At 45.0% G+C, this 20,110-nt stretch carries 19 protein-coding genes and 1 tRNA gene; 7 read left to right on the forward strand and 13 right to left on the reverse strand.

Features of this window, described 5'->3' with window-relative positions; all coding sequences use genetic code 11:
- Positions 1 to 189 precede the first annotated feature (189 nt).
- Entirely contained in the window at positions 190 to 1,257 is a 1,068-nt protein-coding gene (locus JUI58_RS25745; protein ID WP_204106723.1) for an aromatic ring-hydroxylating dioxygenase subunit alpha, read from the forward strand.
- Positions 1,258 to 1,624: 367 nt separating this feature from the next.
- Positions 1,625 to 2,953, forward strand: coding sequence for an RNA polymerase sigma factor SigC (gene sigC / locus JUI58_RS25750; protein ID WP_204106724.1), 1,329 nt, complete (start codon positions 1,625 to 1,627; stop codon positions 2,951 to 2,953).
- Positions 2,954 to 3,054: 101 nt separating this feature from the next.
- On the opposite strand, the gene JUI58_RS25755 is transcribed toward sigC, so the two are convergent.
- Positions 3,055 to 4,659, reverse strand: a complete 1,605-nt coding sequence (locus tag JUI58_RS25755; protein WP_204106725.1) for a 2-isopropylmalate synthase — start codon at positions 4,657 to 4,659, stop codon at positions 3,055 to 3,057.
- Positions 4,660 to 4,894: 235 nt separating this feature from the next.
- Here JUI58_RS25755 and JUI58_RS25760 point away from each other — a divergent pair, with 235 nt between their 5' ends.
- Complete coding sequence (locus JUI58_RS25760) at positions 4,895 to 5,161, forward strand: hypothetical protein (protein ID WP_204106726.1); 267 nt, start codon at positions 4,895 to 4,897, stop codon at positions 5,159 to 5,161.
- A 118-nt stretch (positions 5,162 to 5,279) separates the two neighbouring features.
- The gene (locus JUI58_RS25765) at positions 5,280 to 5,549 is read left to right on the forward strand and encodes a hypothetical protein (RefSeq protein WP_204106727.1); all 270 of its coding nucleotides are present in this window, start codon (positions 5,280 to 5,282) and stop codon (positions 5,547 to 5,549) included.
- Between the two features lie 21 nt (positions 5,550 to 5,570).
- On the opposite strand, the gene JUI58_RS25770 is transcribed toward JUI58_RS25765, so the two are convergent.
- A complete protein-coding gene (locus JUI58_RS25770; protein ID WP_204106728.1) occupies positions 5,571 to 6,209 on the reverse strand; it encodes a winged helix-turn-helix domain-containing protein in 639 nt (212 codons plus the stop codon).
- Between the two features lie 84 nt (positions 6,210 to 6,293).
- Between JUI58_RS25770 and JUI58_RS25775 the strand changes: the two genes are divergently transcribed.
- Positions 6,294 to 6,434, forward strand: coding sequence for a hypothetical protein (locus tag JUI58_RS25775; RefSeq protein ID WP_204106729.1), 141 nt, complete (start codon positions 6,294 to 6,296; stop codon positions 6,432 to 6,434).
- A gap of 14 nt (positions 6,435 to 6,448) precedes the next feature.
- Positions 6,449 to 6,522 (forward strand) — tRNA-Arg (locus JUI58_RS25780).
- On the opposite strand, the gene lgt is transcribed toward JUI58_RS25780, so the two are convergent.
- From lgt to bchD, 10 genes are all read right to left on the reverse strand, one after another.
- Positions 6,523 to 7,356: a prolipoprotein diacylglyceryl transferase gene (gene lgt, locus JUI58_RS25785; protein WP_204106730.1), complete on the reverse strand. Its 834-nt coding sequence runs from the start codon at positions 7,354 to 7,356 to the stop codon at positions 6,523 to 6,525.
- A 37-nt stretch (positions 7,357 to 7,393) separates the two neighbouring features.
- Positions 7,394 to 7,594: a hypothetical protein gene (locus JUI58_RS25790; protein WP_204106731.1), complete on the reverse strand. Its 201-nt coding sequence runs from the start codon at positions 7,592 to 7,594 to the stop codon at positions 7,394 to 7,396.
- A gap of 271 nt (positions 7,595 to 7,865) precedes the next feature.
- On the reverse strand, positions 7,866 to 9,146 hold the full coding sequence (locus tag JUI58_RS25795) for an RNA-guided endonuclease TnpB family protein (RefSeq protein WP_204106732.1): 1,281 nt from the start codon (positions 9,144 to 9,146) through the stop codon (positions 7,866 to 7,868).
- Positions 9,147 to 9,270: 124 nt separating this feature from the next.
- A complete protein-coding gene (locus tag JUI58_RS25800; protein WP_204106733.1) occupies positions 9,271 to 10,812 on the reverse strand; it encodes a sulfatase in 1,542 nt (513 codons plus the stop codon).
- A 71-nt stretch (positions 10,813 to 10,883) separates the two neighbouring features.
- Positions 10,884 to 11,153, reverse strand: a complete 270-nt coding sequence (locus tag JUI58_RS25805) for a glutaredoxin family protein (protein ID WP_204106734.1) — start codon at positions 11,151 to 11,153, stop codon at positions 10,884 to 10,886.
- The gene (locus JUI58_RS25810; RefSeq protein ID WP_204106735.1) at positions 11,153 to 12,388 is read right to left on the reverse strand and encodes an ATP phosphoribosyltransferase regulatory subunit; all 1,236 of its coding nucleotides are present in this window, start codon (positions 12,386 to 12,388) and stop codon (positions 11,153 to 11,155) included. The genes JUI58_RS25805 and JUI58_RS25810 overlap by 1 nt, the downstream gene beginning before the upstream one ends.
- 11 nt (positions 12,389 to 12,399) lie before the next feature.
- Positions 12,400 to 13,353 carry a DnaJ domain-containing protein gene (locus tag JUI58_RS25815; protein ID WP_204106736.1) on the reverse strand — a complete coding sequence of 318 codons (954 nt, stop codon included), beginning with the start codon at positions 13,351 to 13,353 and terminating at the stop codon, positions 12,400 to 12,402.
- A 202-nt stretch (positions 13,354 to 13,555) separates the two neighbouring features.
- A complete protein-coding gene (locus tag JUI58_RS25820; protein ID WP_204106737.1) occupies positions 13,556 to 14,407 on the reverse strand; it encodes an inositol monophosphatase family protein in 852 nt (283 codons plus the stop codon).
- Between the two features lie 62 nt (positions 14,408 to 14,469).
- The gene (locus JUI58_RS25825; RefSeq protein WP_204106738.1) at positions 14,470 to 14,838 is read right to left on the reverse strand and encodes a 2Fe-2S iron-sulfur cluster-binding protein; all 369 of its coding nucleotides are present in this window, start codon (positions 14,836 to 14,838) and stop codon (positions 14,470 to 14,472) included.
- Between the two features lie 267 nt (positions 14,839 to 15,105).
- Positions 15,106 to 17,079: a magnesium chelatase ATPase subunit D gene (bchD, locus tag JUI58_RS25830; RefSeq protein ID WP_204106739.1), complete on the reverse strand. Its 1,974-nt coding sequence runs from the start codon at positions 17,077 to 17,079 to the stop codon at positions 15,106 to 15,108.
- 791 nt (positions 17,080 to 17,870) lie between these two features.
- Here bchD and JUI58_RS25840 point away from each other — a divergent pair.
- A complete protein-coding gene (locus JUI58_RS25840) occupies positions 17,871 to 18,830 on the forward strand; it encodes a PEP-CTERM sorting domain-containing protein (RefSeq protein WP_204106740.1) in 960 nt (319 codons plus the stop codon).
- 279 nt (positions 18,831 to 19,109) lie between these two features.
- Here JUI58_RS25840 and JUI58_RS25845 read toward each other — a convergent pair.
- On the reverse strand, positions 19,110 to 20,110 hold a 1,001-nt coding region (locus tag JUI58_RS25845; RefSeq protein WP_204106741.1), incomplete at its 5' end, for a CHAT domain-containing protein.

The following is a 20,110-nucleotide window of genomic DNA, read 5'->3' on the forward strand; positions in this document are numbered from 1 at the left end:
ACTAGAGTTCTAATTATTCGAGAAACTAGAGTTCTAATTATTCGAGAAACTAGAGTTCTAATTATTCGAGAAACTAGAGTTCTAATTATTCGAGAAAACGTTGTAAATTGACAACTCTGAGATGCACCCCTCAAAAATCTTGATTATGGTCTACAATGCCAGTCTAAGAATACCCACTACCCACTACCCATGACCCCACAGAAAGACTTTTTTCTCCGCAATATCTGGTATTACGGGCTACCTGGAAGCCGTCTCAAACGGGGAAAAATGCTTGCAAAAACCTTATTAGGAGAACCTATTTTATTTGGTCGTCGTCAAGATGGGAGTGTTTTTGCCCTGCGAGATATTTGTCCTCATCGCGGAATTCCCTTGAGTTGCGGGCGTTTTGATGGTAAAGAAGTAGAATGCTCCTATCACGGCTGGCGTTTTGACAGCGAGGGAAATTGTACAGAAATTCCTGCCTTAGTCGAAGGACAAACCCTCGATCTGAAGCGGTTTGGAGTAAATTCCTATTTAGTGAGAGAAGTACAGGGTAATATTTGGATTTATATGAGCGATCGCAAGACAGATCGCGATCTTTCCCTTCCCAAACCAGAAATGGATGTGCCTCGGGTAGCTGAATTTGGCGATCGCCCCTACCAATTCCTAGAAACCGTTCATTTCCCCTGTTTTGTCGATCATGCCGTGGTAGGACTCATGGATCCTGCCCACTCTCCCTTCGTTCACCAGGCATGGTGGTGGCGTTCTGAAGGCAATTTTCAAGAACAGGCACGGCTTTTTGTACCCTCCCCTTACGGATTCACAATGGCACGACATAAAATAGATATTGTCACTCCTATGTATCGCCTTTTGGGAGGAGGAAGAGTCCCAGAAACAGAAATATCATTTCAATTACCAGGAATTCGCATCGAAGAACTCAGGGCTGGAGAGTCCATTATTACCAATTTAACGGCAGTAACACCCCTCTCAGAAACCGAAACAGAAGTTAACTTTATCGCTTATTGGAATGTCCCGTGGTTGGGCGCTTTAGTTCCGTTTTTACGTCCCTTCGCCAAAGCATTTCTCAATCAGGATCGCCGAGTGGTAGTGCAGCAGCAAATCGGCTTAAAACACGATCCCCCTTTAATGTTAATTAATGATGCCGATACCCAAGCTAAGTGGTACTACCAAATCAAAAACGAATTTTTTCGCGCTGTAGCAGAAGGGCGCAAATTCGAGAACCCCATCAAAGAAAGAATCTTAAAATGGCGCGGATGAATTCAATGATCAATTATCAATTATCAATTATCAATGAAGAATTTCGGTTTATTTTTGCCTATCTTCCCATAACTGGTGGCTGTTCTGTACATTTACGATGAATCAATCCGTACTTTCTCTCGATCCTTCAGGAATCACCCTTCCGAGTGACGTAGATTGTTTTAGTTTCTGATAAACATCACCCCACCCAAAGTACCGCATCACCCAATTAGACAGGGAACGCATCTACAATTAGAGATAAGGGGGATTGATTATTGCGAACCCTTACAGGGGGGTCAATTCAGAGTGCGGTTGTTAGCGTGGGGACTGACACAAAAACAGTTCTTTCCTTTCCCCGATTTTCACCGATCGCCAGCGAGAAGTTATTATGTCAACACCATCTTTGTCCGTCGAGTCCCGAGAAAACGATCGCCTCTCTCCAGAGGTAGAATTTAATCCCACCGATCCCTCTGTTGAATTTGAGGTTGAAGGAATAGACGCGATGGAAACCGCCAAACGTTCCAACCGTAACACAACAGATCTAGTTCGTTTATATTTAACTGAAATCGGTCGCGTCCCTCTTTTGAAGCGCGATGAAGAGGTCGCCGAAGCCCAAATCATTCAATCTTATGTCGGCTTATTGGACTTGCGCCGCGAAATGTCCGCCCGAGCCACCCAACCAGAATTATATTTAACTTTGAAGTTGCTTTTGCGCCCCGATCTAGCAGCAAATATTACGGAAACTTCATGGCAGCTTTATTTGTTACACCGCCATCAAGTTAAAGTCATGCACCACTTCGTAACTTTAATTGAAGCGCACGATCGCCTCGCGGCCCAATTGGGTCATCGCCCTTCTTGGGAACGGTGGGCAGCTATAGTCGATTTAGATGTTGCCACCTTAAAGGCAGATCTCGCCCTTGGCAAATGCTCTTGGGCAATGTTAGCGGATTTGCAGGTCAAAGAACTAGAAGACCTGCAAAAGTCCGGCATTCGCGCTAAAGAACACATGATCAAAGCCAACTTGCGCTTGGTGGTATCCGTAGCGAAGAAATATCAGAATCGCGGTTTAGAATTGTTAGATTTGATTCAAGAAGGGACTTTGGGATTAGAACGTGCCGTTGAGAAGTTTGATCCCACCAAAGGTTATCGCTTCAGTACCTATGCTTATTGGTGGATTCGTCAGGGCATTACGAGGGCGATCGCCACTCAAAGCCGTACCATTCGCCTCCCAGTACACATTACGGAAAAACTGAACAAGATTAAAAAAGCACAGCGCAAATTTTCCCAAGAACAGGGACGCACGGCAAAAACTGAGGATATTGCTAAAGAATTAGATATGACTCCCGATCAGGTGCGAGATATCTTGTTGCGGGTACCGCGATCGGTTTCCTTAGAAATTAAGGTGGGTAAGGAGAAAGATACGGAATTGGGAGATTTATTGGAAACCGAGGAAGCCTCTCCCGAAGAAAATTTGATGCGGGAAGCCTTACTGCGGGAGTTACAAAACTTGCTTTCGGATTTGACCACGCGGGAACGAGAAGTGATTCAATTGCGCTATGGATTAAAAACTGGCAGTCCTTATTCCTTGGCTGAAATTGGTCGCGCTTTAGAATTATCTCGGGAACGAGTTCGGCAAATTGAAGCGAAAGCCTTACAAAAATTACGTCAGCCTAAGCGTCGCAACCGCGTTCGAGATTATTTAGAAGCCATGCAGTAATCTAATATTTGCGATTTTGTAGGGACGTTGTCTTACTTGGTTGGATAAGCTGAGGAAACCTCAGCATCCTCCAAGCGCTGCCGGCAACGTCCCTACAGATGTTAACCTGCGATCGCGCTTTGGGGATAAATACGATCTTTTTGCTGCATTGATGCACAAAGGCGGTTCAATGCCGTAATATAGGCACGGGCAGAGGCGACAATAATATCAGTATTGGCGGCATGACCCGAGTAAGTCCGTCCCTCATGGCGCAGGCGAATAGTGACTTCTCCCATTGCGTCAATGCCCTCAGTGACGGATTTAACCGAATATTCAATTAATTCATTGGGAATATTCACGACCCGGTTAATGGCTTTATAAACAGCATCCACTGGACCTGTACCGATCGCCGCATCGCTCAATTCTTGTCCATCGGGAGTCAGCAAGGTGATCGTTGCAGTCGGTTTAGCGCGATCGCCGCAGGAAACCTGTACGAATTCAAGGCGATATAACTCTGGGACCTTTTGGATCTCATCATTAACGATCGCCTCAATGTCCAAGTCGCTAATGCTTTTCTTTTTATCTGCAACATCTTTAAAGCGTAAAAAGGCTTTATTCAGTTCCGTTTCCGAGAGATCGAAACCCAAGGTTTCCAGGCGATCGCGGAAGGCATGACGACCGGAATGTTTGCCCAAAACGATCAGATTTTGACTCAAACCAATGGATTCAGCATCCATTATTTCATAAGTGAGTTTGTGCTTGAGTACCCCATCTTGGTGAATGCCGGACTCATGGGCAAAAGCATTGGCACCAACGATCGCCTTATTGGGTTGTATAGACATCCCCGTAAGATTGGACACCAAACGAGAAGTTTTAGCAATTTGGGTAGTGTCAATATTGGTGAGAGAAGCTGTAGACTCCGCCGGTCGCCCGAGGAAGGGGTTAAAGTATTGACGACGGACGTATAAAGCCATCACCAATTCTTCCAGAGCGGCATTTCCTGCTCGTTCGCCGATACCATTAATGGTACATTCAAGCTGTCGCGCCCCATTTTTCACCGCTTCGAGGAAATTAGCCACCGCTAAACCCAAATCATTATGACCGTGGACGGAAATAATTGCCCTGTCAATATTGGGGACATTTTCCTTAATGCCGCGAATGAGTGCGCCAAATTCCCCTGGAGTAGTGTAACCGACGGTATCGGGAATATTAACAGTAGTCGCACCCGCCGCGATCGCCTTCTCCAAAACCTGATACATAAATTCCGGATCGCTGCGAGCGGCATCTTCTGGGGAAAATTCTACATCATCCACAAAAGATTTCGCATAGGCCACCATTTCCGGAACAATTTCTAACACCTCTTGACGGGTCTTTTTGAGCTTGTATTGCAAATGAATATCCGAGGTGGCAATAAAAGTGTGAATGCGAGGTTTAGCAGCAGGTTTGAGAGCTTCTGCTGCCCTAGCAATATCGTCTTTTCTGGCTCGAGCCAGACCGCATATCGTCGGACCCGCTTCAGTGCCTACGGTGTCGGCAATTTTCTGCACCGCTTCAAAGTCACCATTACTGGCACGAGGAAATCCTGCTTCGATAATATCTACACCCAGTCTTGCCAGCGATCGCGCAATGGTCAGCTTTTCTTCAACATTAAGGGTCGCGCCAGGAGATTGTTCGCCGTCTCGGAGTGTAGTATCGAAAATCAGGATGCGGTCTTGTTCGTTGCTCATGGTTTTTTACATAAAAGCTGGTATTACAGTCTTACCTTCTCTACGATAAAACATATTTTGCTATTTTTGTCTCTCTCGGTCGGGTAAACCCAGACGAAACAGACTTCTTCTCTCAATAATTGAGTTTTTCAGAATCTCAATAATTGAGTTTTTCAGAAAAAAATGGAGAAAATGCTTGCTTTTTTTGACGATGACATATAGAATACCGCATCCGAAAAATAAACGAGGTATTCTGATGAAAGTTTCTACCCCCTCTGGCTTGTCTGGCGGCGATCGCGTTAAAACCTTGGTTAATACCCTCTCATTCCAAGAAAAAAAACAGCTTGTGAGTGAATTACTAAGTACAAAAGAATTGGAGGAAACTTGGGATGAAGTCTTTGATACTAAAATCGAGAACTATTTGGAAGCGGAAGGCAATTTAGGCGATATTTTTGCGACTCTTGCCGATCGCGTCAGCGATAATATTTTAGTTACCCCTCAAGTAGAATCCCCTTTGGCATAAATCTTGTTGGACATCGTTTTCGTGAGTGTTCGCAAAAAAATCGAGCGAATTCTTGCCTTTTTAAACAATGACATATAAAATACTGCGTCCCCACTAAGAGTAAGAGAGGTGTTTGGTTATGATTTCTACTGGTGGTACATTATTGAGAACTTCCCAAGAAGGCGATCGCGTCAAAACCCTTGTTGAAGATCTCTCCCTACAAGAAAAAAAGCAGCTTGTCAACGAACTGCTGGTAACAAAAGAATTAAAAGAAATTTGGGATGAGGTCTTTAATAGCCAAATCGAGAATTACCTGGAAACTGAAGGTAAACTCTACGATATTTTTGCGACTCTTGCCGATCGCTTTGGTACTTTAGCGGCCTCAGAAGAAATGCCTTTTTACGATTAGCGATTAGTCTGTTTAGTCTGTTTAGTCTGTTTTTGTTTTGTTGAAAGTCTTGGTTTTCAAGGTCTTAGCGATGTAAATGGTTTTTCCTGCACTCATTGTCTCCATTTGCTTACATAAGACCTTGAAACGAGGACTATTTTTTTTGAGATAGCTAATATGACATTTTTGTAACTCTGTAAAACGAGAAATTTCGTCTTCTTTTACATCACCTTTTAATAATTGTGCTTTTTGTTTTTGGGATTTTAGTTCGCCAAAATCCAATGCTAAACTTAATTCCATCCAGTCTACTGCGTCTAAAGTAAAATACATTGCATCAGCAGTAGAGCGATCGGTGTGAAGTTGGATGGGAGAACATCCTTGTCCCCGAGGTCTTCGTCTGGCTGGACGACCCAGAAATGCCATGACTCGCCTCAGAAACTTAGGAATAAAGAAAGAGTTATTGTGAGCAATAAGCCATTTCCGGTCATAGCGTAAGATACCTTCCTCTTTCAAACGCGATAATTGTCGTTTGATCTGTCTCGGGCTGCGTCCGAGATTATGGGCGATCTCCGCAGTGCTGGCTTTAGGATTGTCGTCGAGATATTCTAGAAGTCGAAGGCGTGTTTTCTTACCTTGGTCATGACTTTTCCAATGTTCGGGAGAAAATTCCATTGCACGCATTTATCTTTTTCCTAATGATAAAAGATTATGATAAAAGATGGCTAGGAAAATTCCCAGGAAACTCACAACCTATACATATAGATTTTGTTTAGGTTTACGAAAAATGTTGGGAGTCGTTTGCCAGGCGATCGCGCTTTGGGATTCGTTGCCATGTCTGGTGGTTCTCGTTACAATATCAATGCTGTCAATGCTCAAATTTTTGAGAAGGTCAAGTTACAGCTATAATTGTTTCGACTTTTGCTTCCATAGCTCAATTGGATAGAGCAACCGCCTTCTAAGCGGTAGGTTACAGGTTCGAGCCCTGTTGGAAGCGTTACTCTTTGACGATCGCGGTTTTGTGGCGCAAATATAGGGCGATCGCGCTACCCGTAACGGCGATAAAACTGAGAATATGAACGATATTAAAGGGCGTACCGGCAAAAAACCAAGAATCCGTGCGGAGGAATTCGATAAAAAAGCGCCCCAAGGGATACCAAATTAAGTAAAGTAAACCCATATCTCCAGGTTGGAGTTGTTTGGCGAAACGGCGGGAAATCCAGAATAAAAGGGCAAAACCGAGGAAATTCCAGAGAGATTCGTATAAAAAGAGGGGATGAAAGCGATCGCTTTGGGGATATTGTCCCAGATCGTTATAAGGGGGGATACGATGTTGCGGATCGATTCTCAGCCCCCAAGGAAGGGTTGTCGGGGGTCCGTATAGTTCTTGATTGATGAAATTACCCCAGCGTCCGATCGCCTGTGCTAGGGGAAGTCCGAGGGCGATCGCGTCGAGAAAAATTAAGGGGGGTAATTTTCGCAGCCTAGTGAAGATTAATAGGGCGATCGTCCCTGCAATAAAGCCGCCAAAAATGTGTATTCCACCGCTCCAAATTTGCAGTATTTTCCCTGGATTGGCTAAATAATAACCAATACCAGAACCATCCCGAGGGGACTGTACGAAAACATAGTACAATCTTGCCCCTAGAAATCCAGGAATAATAATCCATAGCAACATATCCCAGAGGTCTTCTGGATCTTGTCCTCGTCGTTCAACTTCTCGACTGGCCAGCCAACCACAGATAAGAACAGCACTCATCATTAATATGCCATACCAGCGCAAAGTTAAAGGACCGAGGTGAAAGAGAATGGGATCGACAGGTGGGTACATTGTTTTGGGGAATAGGTAATGGGTAATAGGTACAATTTTATTGCCGATCGCGACGATTTTTTTCTAAAAGTTGCGGAAAATTGCTCAAATCTTCAATTGTTTTCGGGGCGGGATAAATTTCTCCAGGTTTTGCCATTACTCGGTCGAGATAAACTTGAAAAGCCTCTTCATTATCGCGATGTTCTAATAGATAAGTGCGTAATTCCTGTCGGCTCATATTTTCAAATGTTGACTTCATTACACGTACCTCCAATTGCCATTAGAAAAAATTACAATTTCATGTTCTTCTCCAGCGAGAAAAAACACATTTTTGCTTCTTTCATCAATACGAATGATGTAAATCGGCAAGTACATTTTAGTTGCCCAATAGCTTAAGATAAAGCAAGTTAACTGTTGTTCTGCGGTTGGAATTCCCTTCCCTCCCAATTACAATACTTCCTCTAGTTTAATAGTTAACCAAAATATAGTCAGATATAAACAAGACATGGATTCCATTGCAGAAACCCCCTTCATTTCGGCTTTGAGAGATTAATTCTCCTAGGGTGAACTACGCACCTCTCTATCCCATAGCCCCTAAAGGCATTTGGGAATGCTTTTCTTAAGATATTATAAGAACTTAAGATATCCGCTTGGCAGAGAAATCCGGTCTGAGTCCGGTAAAGACCTCTTTTGATTCTTTTTCCTGTAAACTTGGGGATTTCTACAGTTTCTCCATAAACCGGAAGCGGATCTAAGTTGAAAAAGTTCGACTGGCTGGTATAACTTTCTTCAGTTATCACAACTCTAATCCCCACCAATTGACATTTATAGGTCAACATGGCAATCAGACGGTTGAAAGGAATTGCGACAAACTTTTGGTTGTTCGCTTTCCCCATATTGCTTTTTTGTTTCCAACCCTCATTTTTGCCGATCGCTAAAGTGGTGATGTTTTTCTCAACTAGGAGATTGACCAAGTAACGACTGGCTTGATGAAGGTAGTTTTCAACTTTCTGATTTCGAGATCGAGTCAGACGTTTTATTCTCTTAGATGTTTGCCGATTTCCTTTAAGGTAGGATTGGAGAAAGGCTTTGCGTTTATTGTAGAATTGATTCAGACTTTTTAAGGGTCTGCCGTTGATCAACAAGCGGTGCGACCCCGGCGAGGTTTCCTCGCCTAGGGAATGCGCACCAAGAGAAGGAACAAAGTCCGGTTGATTAGAAGTTACAGCCATTAAAACATCTACACCTAAATCAATACTTGCTATCCATTCATTGGGGTTTAATATTTGTTCTGATTGCTCATAAATAACCTCAATGATATAACAATCACATCGAGGAACAATTCTCACCTCCACTACTTTTTGTGCGACAGAACTGGCCAACTCTATCTGGGTTTTTGAGAGTTTGATTTTCCCTTGTTTTAAAGCTACTTTACTCAGAGCTTGTTGAGTATAAACCAATAAGTTTCGCCCTTTTTGGCTATTTTTATATTTCGGAATTTTCGGTTTTCCTAAAAACTTACCCGGTTCAACTTTGTAGGCTTGATTGGCAGCAAAAAAGGATTGCCAGTTCTGGTCTAATCCTCGTAACACCTGTTGAGAGACTTTGGCAGGTAAAGAGCGATATTGTTCCGTCTTCTGCATTAATTTATCCATCCGGTTATAGTTCAAATAACCATGACCATAGATAAAGTTTTGACGGATTAGATAATTAGCCGCATTGTAGAGGTTTTTGGAATGCCATGATAATTCATCTATCTCATCCCAAAACCGATGACCTCTTTTAATGATATGTCTTTCGGCTAATTTCATGCTCGCTTCTATGCTGTTGAATCACTGAACAGAGTCTGAGAGTTTGACGAGGGTATTTTACCATAAATGACAATGTTTAACAATATTTTTAATTAAACTTTGTGATACAATTGAGGCGATCGGGTTATTCCAAATAACCCAAATCCTTGAGACGTTGATAAACTTGGGGATCGTCGAAATTATCCGGGCGATCGCAGACTGCAACCGGACTTTTTTGCTGATAAAAATCCTCTAAATAATCTTGTAGCATTTCCGTTTGTTCCGGCATAATATCTCGTAAATCTAGAGTTTCCGTGGGATCGCTGACAATGTTGTAGAGTTCGCAACTATCGAGAAAATCGCCTTCACCCCCTTTTGCTAATAACTTGTATTCTTGACTCCAAACCGCAAGAGAAGCGCGATCGCATTGCCTTTCTCGCACTAATTCCGGTTGTCGCTGCATCAATAAGTTAAGCACGTTTTGCGGTGGGATCGCCATCGCAAAAACAGGTTGAGTTTCTCCGGTTAAAGCGAGGGTGAGGGGCATTTCTGCTTCTGTCGCGCAACCTGCGGAGGTGAGAATACTGTGGAATAATTGCCGAGTGGAAACCACTTCCTCGCGGATAGTGCTGCGAGGAAAGGCATTGCTGGCATCTCGGACAATTAAAGGCACTCGCGCCAACTCGTTATAAATCGCATTAGTGTGACCCAGTAAGCGTTTTTCTCCCAAATGTTCTCCGTGATCTGCACAGATAACCAGTAAGGCATTATCGAGAACCCCGCGATCGCGCAACTGTTCTACAAAACGCCCTACTTGTTCATCCTGTGCCGCCACTTCTGCATCGTACATCCCATCTAGGGTTTCCTTATGGCGGGCATTGAGGGGATCGGCAAGGGGAGCCAGCCAGCCGTACACATCGCTGTTAAACTGGCGCAGATAGCCTTGTGCGTCCTTGTCCTTGAGAACGTGAGGGGCAAAACGTTCCACAAATCTGCGCGGGGGATGATAGGGCATATGCGCCTCCATCAGGTTGATAAAAGTGAAGATGGGTTGCCCTTCAGTTTGTTGGCGATCGATGAGGAGTTTTGCCGCATCCTCTAAGGATTTCGCCGTATTACCTTTAAAACTCAACGCTGTTTGCCAAAGCGGAACCATGAGGGGATTAAAGGAGAGAGAAAGTAAGGCATCGCTACGGGCAAACGCATCTTGAACTTTACCAAAAGTTCCCGCTAAGACTCGCTTAAACCAAGATCGATAGCGATCGATTAAGTTCGCGGGAATTCCCGCTTGGTTGGGGCGATCGGTGAGGAGTCCGCTATAGTTTAAAAAGCTATAAAAGCCCCGTCGCAAGCCATTATTAATCACCCCAACGAGGGGATTATTACAAAAAGCGGCGGTGTAATAGCCTCCTTCTCGCAACCGTTCTGCTAGGGTGGGGAGGGTGCTAGGCAGAACGGAATAAGACTGCACCATCTGATGAATATCGGGATAAACCCCGGTAAACATGGACGCATGGGAGGGAATTGTCCACTGTGCCGCAGCGACGGCATTGCGAAAGAGGGTAGACTCTGTAGCGAGGCGATCTAAATTGGGGGAAGTTTCTTTCTCATAGCCGTAACAGGATAGGCGATCGGCTCTTTGGGTATCGAGGACGAGGAGGATAATATCGAGGGGTTGCTTGGACATTCAGGTGTTTTAAGATCGGATTATTTTATATTGGCTATCTTGACTGAAAAATGCCTGAATGTGCAACTTTCCTAAAATCCGTATTTCCGCAACAGTTTCTCTAATTGACGCGGGGAAGTCCGAGGGGAAGGACGGGGTAAAATCTGCTCTTTCCCTTCTATTTCCTTCGTTAATACAGGAATTTCATATTCATAAGCTGCAAACCAATCCTCTCGCGTAGTGATATCGCGAACGACCAATTCTACCCCAGCAAAATCCTCTTGATGAAGGCATTGTTCTAATTTTTCTTGCAATCCTTCACATAAATGACAGCCGGGTTTTGCATAGAGAATTAAGTGCATTATTTTGTCTTGTCTGTTAGAATTTCAATGTTTGGCGTTCCATCTGCTTCGATCCAAACTAAACGGGAAATGCGTGAATTTTGGGCATATTCGCGAATACCTTCGGGGGAACGTCCTCCCAAATCTAATTCTACTCTGACGGAGGGTTCTGCATTCCGCAAAGTTTGAGCGTGGGCGATCGCGGCAATTTCGGCTTGAGGGCTGATGGGAATGACTAAGAAATCGCTGGCAGGGGTCGATCGCGGCAAATCCTCGCTAGAAAGCAAACAAGCGTGTAACTCCTCTAAATTGAGCGCAAAACCCACTCCAGGGGTACTTTTCCCTTCAGGATGGTAGAGTTCGAGGAGGCGATCGTAGCGTCCGCCTTTGCCCAAGACTCGGTATTGATTATTTTGGGCGGAAACCACCTCAAAAACAATGCCGGTATAGTAATCAATTGTTTCAATTAAACTCAGATCGAGAACGATCGCCAGATTCGTCGCACTCTTTTCTAGGCGATCGCAGAGATTTTTTAACTCATTAACCATACCTTTTCCTCGAGTATCCAAATCCCAACTTGAAACCGTTTGCAGTACATCCGCAGGCTTTCCTCGCAGGTCGAATAACATTAAGGCTTTCTCTCGCAAACCCTCCGATAAGTCTGGATGTACGAATGATTCCAAAGCGACGCGATCGAGGTTGGCAATACAACGGCGAAGGGTTGTTTGTATCGACTCAGGGAAAATCGAGAGCAGCGATCGCGTTAATCCTGCTTCTCCTAAAATAATATGCCATTCTGCCATCCCCAAAGATTGCAAACTCTCTGCCAATAAGAGGAGAATTTCCGTATCTGCCAAACTTCCGGCGGCGTGTAATAGTTCTACCCCAGTTTGATAGAATTCCATTTGTCGTCCGTGGTGTCCCCCCTTGAAGCGGCGAAAAACATTGGCGTTGTAATATAAGCGTTGGGGATAAGTACTTCCCGCCATGCGAGTCACAGCAGCCCGGGCGATCGAGGCCGTCAATTCCGGTCGTAACCCCAACCGACCCTCGGAAGTGTCTTCAATTTGAATCACCGTGTCGGGATCGATCGCCCCTCCCGCCGTGAGTGCATCCATCCGTTCTAAGGTGGAGGTAATAATGCGCTGATAGCCCCACTGATGGAAAACTTGGCGCAGGCGATCGGCGATCCAGCGTTTTTGTGCCACGTCAAGGGGCAGTAAATCTCGAGTTCCGGCTGGCGGTTGGTGGATCATGTTATTGTTAATTACTTTTTCTTCCCTCCAAATAACCCGAACATTCCCCCCGATTTATTATCAGGCTTGCTGGATTTTCCCTTTGCTGTTGATGTACTTTGTTGTTTAGCACCAGTTTTTCCAGCCAGGCGATCGAGGGCAGCTTTGCCTTTGAGTCCGAGTTCATCTTTGGGATTGTATTGCAGGGCTTTCATAATATGTACTTTCGCCATGCTGACCTGATTTTGTTTTAAATAGGCCAATCCCATTAAACTATGACAAGCGCTATTTTTGGGATCGAGTTTGAGACCGTCCCGCAATTCTAAGATTGATTTAGCATAATTGCCTTTTTCAAGATATTCTCGCGCCCGACGAGTGTAGGGATCGACGGGGGAACTTTGGGGGACGGTTTCATCAGGGTTACTTGGTTTTTGTGCTTGTCCTTGTGTGGGGGAAGAGGGTTTAGCTGCTGTCTGACTCGATGCAGATTTTCTCACCCCTTGTCCTTCTTTCCGCATCAGGTAAACTAGATTTAATTCGCTCAGGGCGGCGATGTTTTCTAGAACTTTACCGATCGCCTGATACTGATTTGAGGCTAAGTTGGATATCTCTCGCTTATAGGCTGCATCAACATCGCTGCTACCTGCTTGAGCCAATTTTTTGGCCCCCTCAGTTTCTAGGCTGGGTAATCCTTCGGCGGCTAAACGCTTGCCTGTCTGTTCCAGGACGATATGATATTCTGTGCGGTTCTTGGCTTTTTCCTGTAGGGCTTCGTAGGCGGGATTAACTAACTTGGATAATATCTCATTGGCTTGTTTGCGATCGCGATCGCTGGCATCTCTTAGTTTGTCGGGGTGGAGGCTGTGGGCAAGTTTGAGATACTGTTTACGAATCGCTTTGGCCTCGGTATTCACAGGAATACCTAAAATGGCATAGTGATCGGTGATGTCATATTTAAAAAGTCCGCGTTGAATGTTAAAAGGCATAATTTTCTCGATAGGGAATAGAATTAGTTGCAGTTATTGTGTATTAGGACTGAAATGGTTAAGGAGCGAGACGCTCCCACTACCGTATTCTATCTTTAGGGTAGTGCGGGCATCTTGCCCGTTCGTGCGTCCTATCTGTTCTGAATTTTTAGAGGTTTACTCTTATTATCTCTATTTTTTTCTCTACTGGAAAATACTTTCTTCATGTCAATTTTTGCATTTCTGCCAAATTAGACCAAACGCTAATGGGAGGCGTTGCTAAGAGCGATCGCGATAGGGCAGAATGAATCTGGCTGTTGGTGGCTAAGATGCGACCGGATTGGAGATCGAAAGGACTCTGATCATAGGCTGTGACTCGGCCTCCTGCTTCTTCTACCAGAACAATGCCAGCCACAATATCCCAAGGTTTCAGACCTCGTTCCCAATACCCATCCAAGTGACCGCCAGCGACGAGGGCTAAATCTAAAGCTGCTGACCCTCCTCGACGAACGCCTTGGCTTAAATGGGTTAAATAGCAAAACTCGGCGTAGTTATTATCTGTCGTTTCGTGGCGATCATAAGCGAAACCCGTCACGAGGAGACTGTGACGTAAATCAGTCGTGGAGGAGACTTGGATGGGACGGCGGTTGCAGGTTGCACCGAGGCCTTTGGCGGCTTGGTAAAGGCGATCGCGGACGGGATCGTAGATTACACCAATGTGAGGAATATTATCAATTAATAAACCAATGGAAACGGAAGAAGCGGGATAACCGTGGGCATAATTTGTCGTCCCATCGAGGGGATCGATCGCCCACAAATATTGTTCTCGATCGCCCCCCATGCGTCCCGATTCTTCTGCTAGGATTGGATGATCGGGAAAATGGCGAGTGAGAATTTTGAGAATAACGGCTTCTGATTTTTTGTCAACTTCGGTGACGAGATCGCCTGGTCGTCCTTTTTCTTCAACGGACTCGATTTTACCCCAACAGTCTCGCAAAATTGCCCCAGCAGCAAGGGCGGCTTCTGTGGCAATATCAAGGATAATTTGCAGTTGTTCGGCGGAAGTTGACTGCATGGGTTTTAGGAGTTGATAGTGGATAGTGGATAGTGGATAGTTGGGGAGTTGGGAGTTGGTTATTAATCTTCGTCTAGGGGGAAACCAAAGCGGACTCGTCCCCTGGCAAAATATTGTCCAAATTGGAGTTCGTAAACTTCATCTTCGTCTTGAGTTTCTACGCGAATATCCGATCGCGCATACCCGACGCATAATAGCGCATACCCCTTTTTTTTCAGTTCTGGGGAGAGTCCGATCGCTTCTGGTTGGTTGATGTCTCCGGAAAGAACCCGCACCGCACAAGCGGTACAGGCACCATTGCGACAGGAAAAAGGAAGCTCTATTTGTTGGTCTTCCAGACTTTGCAGAATGTAGCGATCGCTTGGCACTCTAGCATTATATTCTTTTCCTGTCGCGCGATCGCGAATGGATATCTCGTAGGATTCGTTCATAATGTTCTCTAAATCAGATATTTGTTCCTTATGCTTTAACATATTTCTCGACCACAGCCAAAACGCGATCGCGTTTTGGCCAGAAAATCCGTTGCTCCTACCATTTTAGCCCGCACTCAGTCTACTAGACTATCATCGATCGCATTAATCCTAATAAGTCTTTATAAGTCTTTTTTCACTAAAATAGCAAGGATTCTCCGGCGGGTAAGGGCGATCGCCCTTACCCTAATCCTTCTCTTGGTCGAACTGCTAACTATCAATGAGTCACTATTTTAACTCAGAAATTGCACCTTTCGCCATCATGGCGATCGCCTTATCCGTGGCCTTGGGAAGTTGATAGTATTTCCCGCCAGCATTCTTAGCAATTTCCCGGCCAAACCCCGTAGACACGAACTTACTTTCCGTGTCAATTACTAACAGTTTAAAGCCAATAGAACGAATGCGCCCAGCAATACTTAAAAGTTCCCCTTTAATATCCGGCTTTTCTCCCTCCGGTAAAGTTTCCCCCAGCGATCGCGCCAAAGAAATATTACCTCGCCCGTCGGTAATGGCAACAATAACCACTTGTCCTATATCTCCCGACATCTTTGCATTCATCCCCACATGAACCGCTTGAGATAATCCATGTGCTAAAGGAGATCCTCCCCCACAGGGTAACTTTTCCAAACGACTTTTCGCCAAAGTAATCGATCGCGTTGGGGGTAAAAAGATCTCTGCTTTTTCCCCACGAAAAGGAATTAACGCCACTTGATCGCGGTTTTCATAAGCCTCGGTTAATAAACGCATCACCGCCCCTTTCGCCGACTGCATCCGGTTTAATGCCATCGATCCCGACGCATCCACCACAAAGATAATTAACGCCCCCGCCTTTCTCGCCAACCGCTTCGATCGCAAGTCTCCCTGTTCTACAATCACTTTCCGGTTAGGATAGCGCAACCGCCGGGATTTTTGATAGGGTGCCGCCGCCCGTAAAGTCGCATCCACCGCTACCCGCATCACCTTCCCCTTCGGTAGCATGGGCTTAATATAGCGCCCGCGATCGTCGGAAAAAATCAAACTCCGCGCCCCCGTATTTCCCTGTCGTTGCGCCATCTGTGCGAAATACAAGACACTCGGATCGAGAATTACCCCTTCAGGATCGAAAATAAACTCCTCGGGAATTTGTGGGGGTTCTTGTTGTTCTTCCTGCTTTTCTTCTTCATCTTCCCTCTCTTCCTCATCTTCCTCTTCTCCCCCATCCTCATCTTGGGGAGGAGGGGGAGGAGGAGGGGGTGCTTGTTGGTCGTCTTCTGGTGGTGGAATAAAGGACGATCGCGGCACAATTACCAATTCTACCGCCCGGCGCAAGTCTTCTGAGGTGACATTCTCCCGTCCCTCTAACGCCGCCACTGCTTTAGCTACCCGCAAAGCAAATAGTTCCCCCCGATGTCCTTGTACTCCCCCGCGAAGGGCTTCTTGTACCAAATAAGATATCTGTTCGCCGGTTAATTCAACATCTTTTAAATACTCTCGCGCTAGTAAAATATTGGTTTTAATACTTTCAATATCTTCGTTATATTGGTCGATAAATAGTTGAGGAGAATGGGAATAAGCGATCGCCCTTTCCACCGCTTCCACCCGACTATCCAAGGCTAAAACCCCATCCGCCGATAAACTAATGGCAATGCGATCGCGCAGGTGTTCCCGTAATGCCCCTTCATCAGGATTATAGGTGGCAATGAGAATCGGTCGGCAAGGATGTTCGATACTAATCCCTTCTCGTTCAATGCGATTTTTTCCCTCTGTTAAAACCGTCAAAAGTTGGTTGCTAATTTGGTCATCGAGGAGGTTAATTTCATCAATATAGAGAACCCCTCGGTGTGCCTTTGCTAAAAGTCCAGGCTGAAAAATGGGTTCTCCTTCCTGCACCGATTTTTCCACATCCACCGACCCCAATAAGCGGTCTTCCGTCACTCCTAAAGGGATTTGTACGAAGGGGGCCGCAACAATTTCAGTTTCCCCCATTTCTTCTTCAGGGGCCGCATTGTAATAAGAAGTTTTCACCACTTCTATCGGCGGCAAAAGGGCATGAATTGCCCGCGCCATCACTGATTTAGCCGTTCCTCGACGACCGGCAATGACGACTCCGCCCAATCCAGGATCGACGGCGGCTAACAGTAAAGCCAGTTTGATCGCGTCTTGTCCCACCACTGCTGTGAGGGGGAAGTTCAGGGGTTGAGAAGGGGGTGCTAGAGTTGCCATTCGGTGAATTTCGCGAGGTGCAGTTTTTTACTTTACCATCCGACCGCGATCGCGAACCGAGGTTTTCCGTATCATTCTCATTTTTCTGATTTGATTTTTAAGCGCCAAATAATACCATTTACTTCATTAAGTCAACACTACTTACGTGGTTGTTTTTATTTTCATAAAGTAAACTTTTTTAATGCGAGATCTCTGAAGAGGGAGGAGTAGATCCAAACAGAGAAACCACACCAGAACCCAGTGCTTTACTGGGTTTAAGTCTGATTGGTTTAGCTTTTTTAAAGAGTGCGCGTCATCATTCTACCCATAGAACTTTACAAGAAAATTAATGCTTGAATTTAAGCGATCGCCAAAAGAGTTTCAGTTTATGTGAAGAAATACCCAAGATAGTTTTTCAATAATATTCCTTTTCCCCTGAAAGAAAATTCTTATGGCGATCGCACGATCGAGCAAAAACAAGGGCTTTTTCTCCATAAACAGGTATTTTTCCTTTCGATCGCAAGATTTTGCACAATCTTTACAAAATAGAAGCCCATCTAAACCATATCTTAATAAAACTCAGCGAAATCTAATGTTAGACTTAGGTTAAAGCAAAAGATTCGCAGTCGAGAGACGGTCTGAAAACATAATCTGGGTGCAGAATTAAACGAAAAATTGGGACTATGCTTTCCTAATCTATAGTTTGAAAATATATGAGCAATTCCTAAATTGCATTTCAGAGCATCTCTCAACCAGCACACAATTAACTCAAGAAATAACTCAAGAAATAACTCAAGGAAAGGACAAGGGCAATGAAAAACTTTAAAAAAGCAGCTTTGGTTGGGAGTGCGATCGCGACTTTAGGATTCATGGGGGCGATCTCCGCACCTGCAAACGCCGGACAACTCCACAACGGATGGAACTACGGTATTGATGCCCTTAACGATGGTTCGGGAGGAGAGAACTACAATATTCGAGGTTTGGCTATCAAGGAAACTGACGATCAAATTTTTGTCGGTTTCACTGGTGGAACAAAGTGGGATGGTCATAATGATTCCTTAGCAGGTGGGGGAAAAATCGGCTGGGGCGATCTTTTCTTCAACTTTTCCCCCGAAGCAAACTTTACCGATTTAGTCGCAGATTACGGCAGTTACACGGACAGCCAAAAAGTCTATGATGTCAAAGACGAATATAAAGGTAGTCTATTAGCGGTTAAATTTGCTCCCAACGATCAAGGTGGTGAGTTCGGACTTTATTCCGTTGACTCCCTCAAAGGCATTACCCGCGATAACTCTGGCTACAAGCATATCAACCACTACGATAACAGTGGATTCCTTCAAGATGAAAACGCAATGGGAACGGATCTTTCCAGTAAAGCCAGTGTTAAGGATTATTTTGGAACAAATCAACGCATTCTCAATGTCGTAGAAGAAGGAACGAAGTTAGCGGGTATTACCCAATTAGATGAAGCAGCACTTACCGCGAAAGGATTAAATTTTGATAATTTCCTTGGGGGTGTTAACACAGAAGGATACAAATCTACTTTTGGTTTTTCCTTAAACAAGTCTGCTTTAGAAGGAGTTCTCCCCGGAGGAATCAGCGATTTCATGGCTCATGTCTTCCTCGAGTGTGCTAATGATGGGGTTGCTTTAGCGGGTAACTTCGCTTTACCAGAAGAGGATGCAACGGTTCCTGAACCCTCGACTTTACTCGGTTTGAGTGCGATCGGTTTGGCTTTCTTACGCAAGCGCCGTCAACCCAGTGTTAGCTAATCAACCATTAGGTTAAAAGCGATCGCCTAGTTAAAAATGAATAGTTAAGAGATAAAGGGCTAATCATTAGCCCTTTATTGATCAGGTAAAAAGGTTTACACAATCTTGACCAAAAAACCGCCGCTCTAAGCCATATCTTGACAAAAAACCATAGACTTTTCAAGCAATATACACATCAACAGAAAAAAGGGGACAGTGCAATGCAAAACTTTAAAAAAGCAGCTTTGGTTGGGAGTGCGATCGCCTGTCAATTCAATTCAAAATACAAAGATTTTGGCATTACCAAGGCGTACCAATTAAGGTGAATGCACTCCAAAAATAAGGATGGCTTAAATCGCCTCCTCCTTCTAACTTTTGAGTTAAAGCGATCGCGCCTCTCGTGGTCACGATTTCTCCTTCTCCTAATCTTGTTTCTCCGCGAATCATTGCTAATTGCGATCGCCTTAACGCTTCGGCTTTTATTGGTGCCTCTTTTAACTGTTCGTAAAAAGTAGTCATTAGTCCAAATGTTCCCGAATCGCTCACTTGCCATAAACTTCCCAAGGCAGATTTAACTCCCGCCATCACCGCTAAACCTGCAAACCCTAACTCGGCCTCGGAGTCTCCTAACGCTGTCTGACAAGCACTCAATACTAACAATTCTACGGGAGGATCGTGCAGGCCTAAATTGCGAATTTGACTCAAAGGTAATTTTCCCTCACCTAAATAAATGAAAGAATTATCGGGACTTCCCGACTTAAATTCCCCATGAGTTGCCAAATGAATCATGCGAAATGAGTTTTGATGGCGTGCTTCGAGCAATTTCTCTACAGTAAAGTCCTCATTGAGATAAGAATCTCCTTCCCAGAGTTCATTAGTGAGAAGATTTATTTCGGCACCGGCTGCGGGTAAGGGATTTTGCTCGGCAAAGGTTTCTGCACCCATCGCTAAGAGGCTCATTCCGCGCACGTCGGCGTAACTGAGGTCGGTTAAGGCCATACTGGGCATTAAACTGAGGCTGTAGCGCTCAATGAGGAATTTTTCCCCATCGTGAAGGGCGGCGACGGGAAGGGAACGCAGTCCTGTATCGAGGAGGAAAGTGATATGCTGGATTTCTAAGGTTTCTAGGTCGGCGGCGATGGGTTCGATGAGCCAACGGTAGAGTTGTTGAGAAGGTGCAATAAAGGAGGTGGGACGACGGGTGTTAATGGCGGCGTTGCGGAAGCGATCGGCAACTCGCAAGGCTAATTCGCGGTTGATGGGGACAGGACGAATGACGGGATCGCCGTTAGGAGGAACAA

The organism is Spirulina sp. CCY15215 (genome assembly GCF_016888125.1).
GTDB lineage: Bacteria > Cyanobacteriota > Cyanobacteriia > Cyanobacteriales > Spirulinaceae > CCY15215.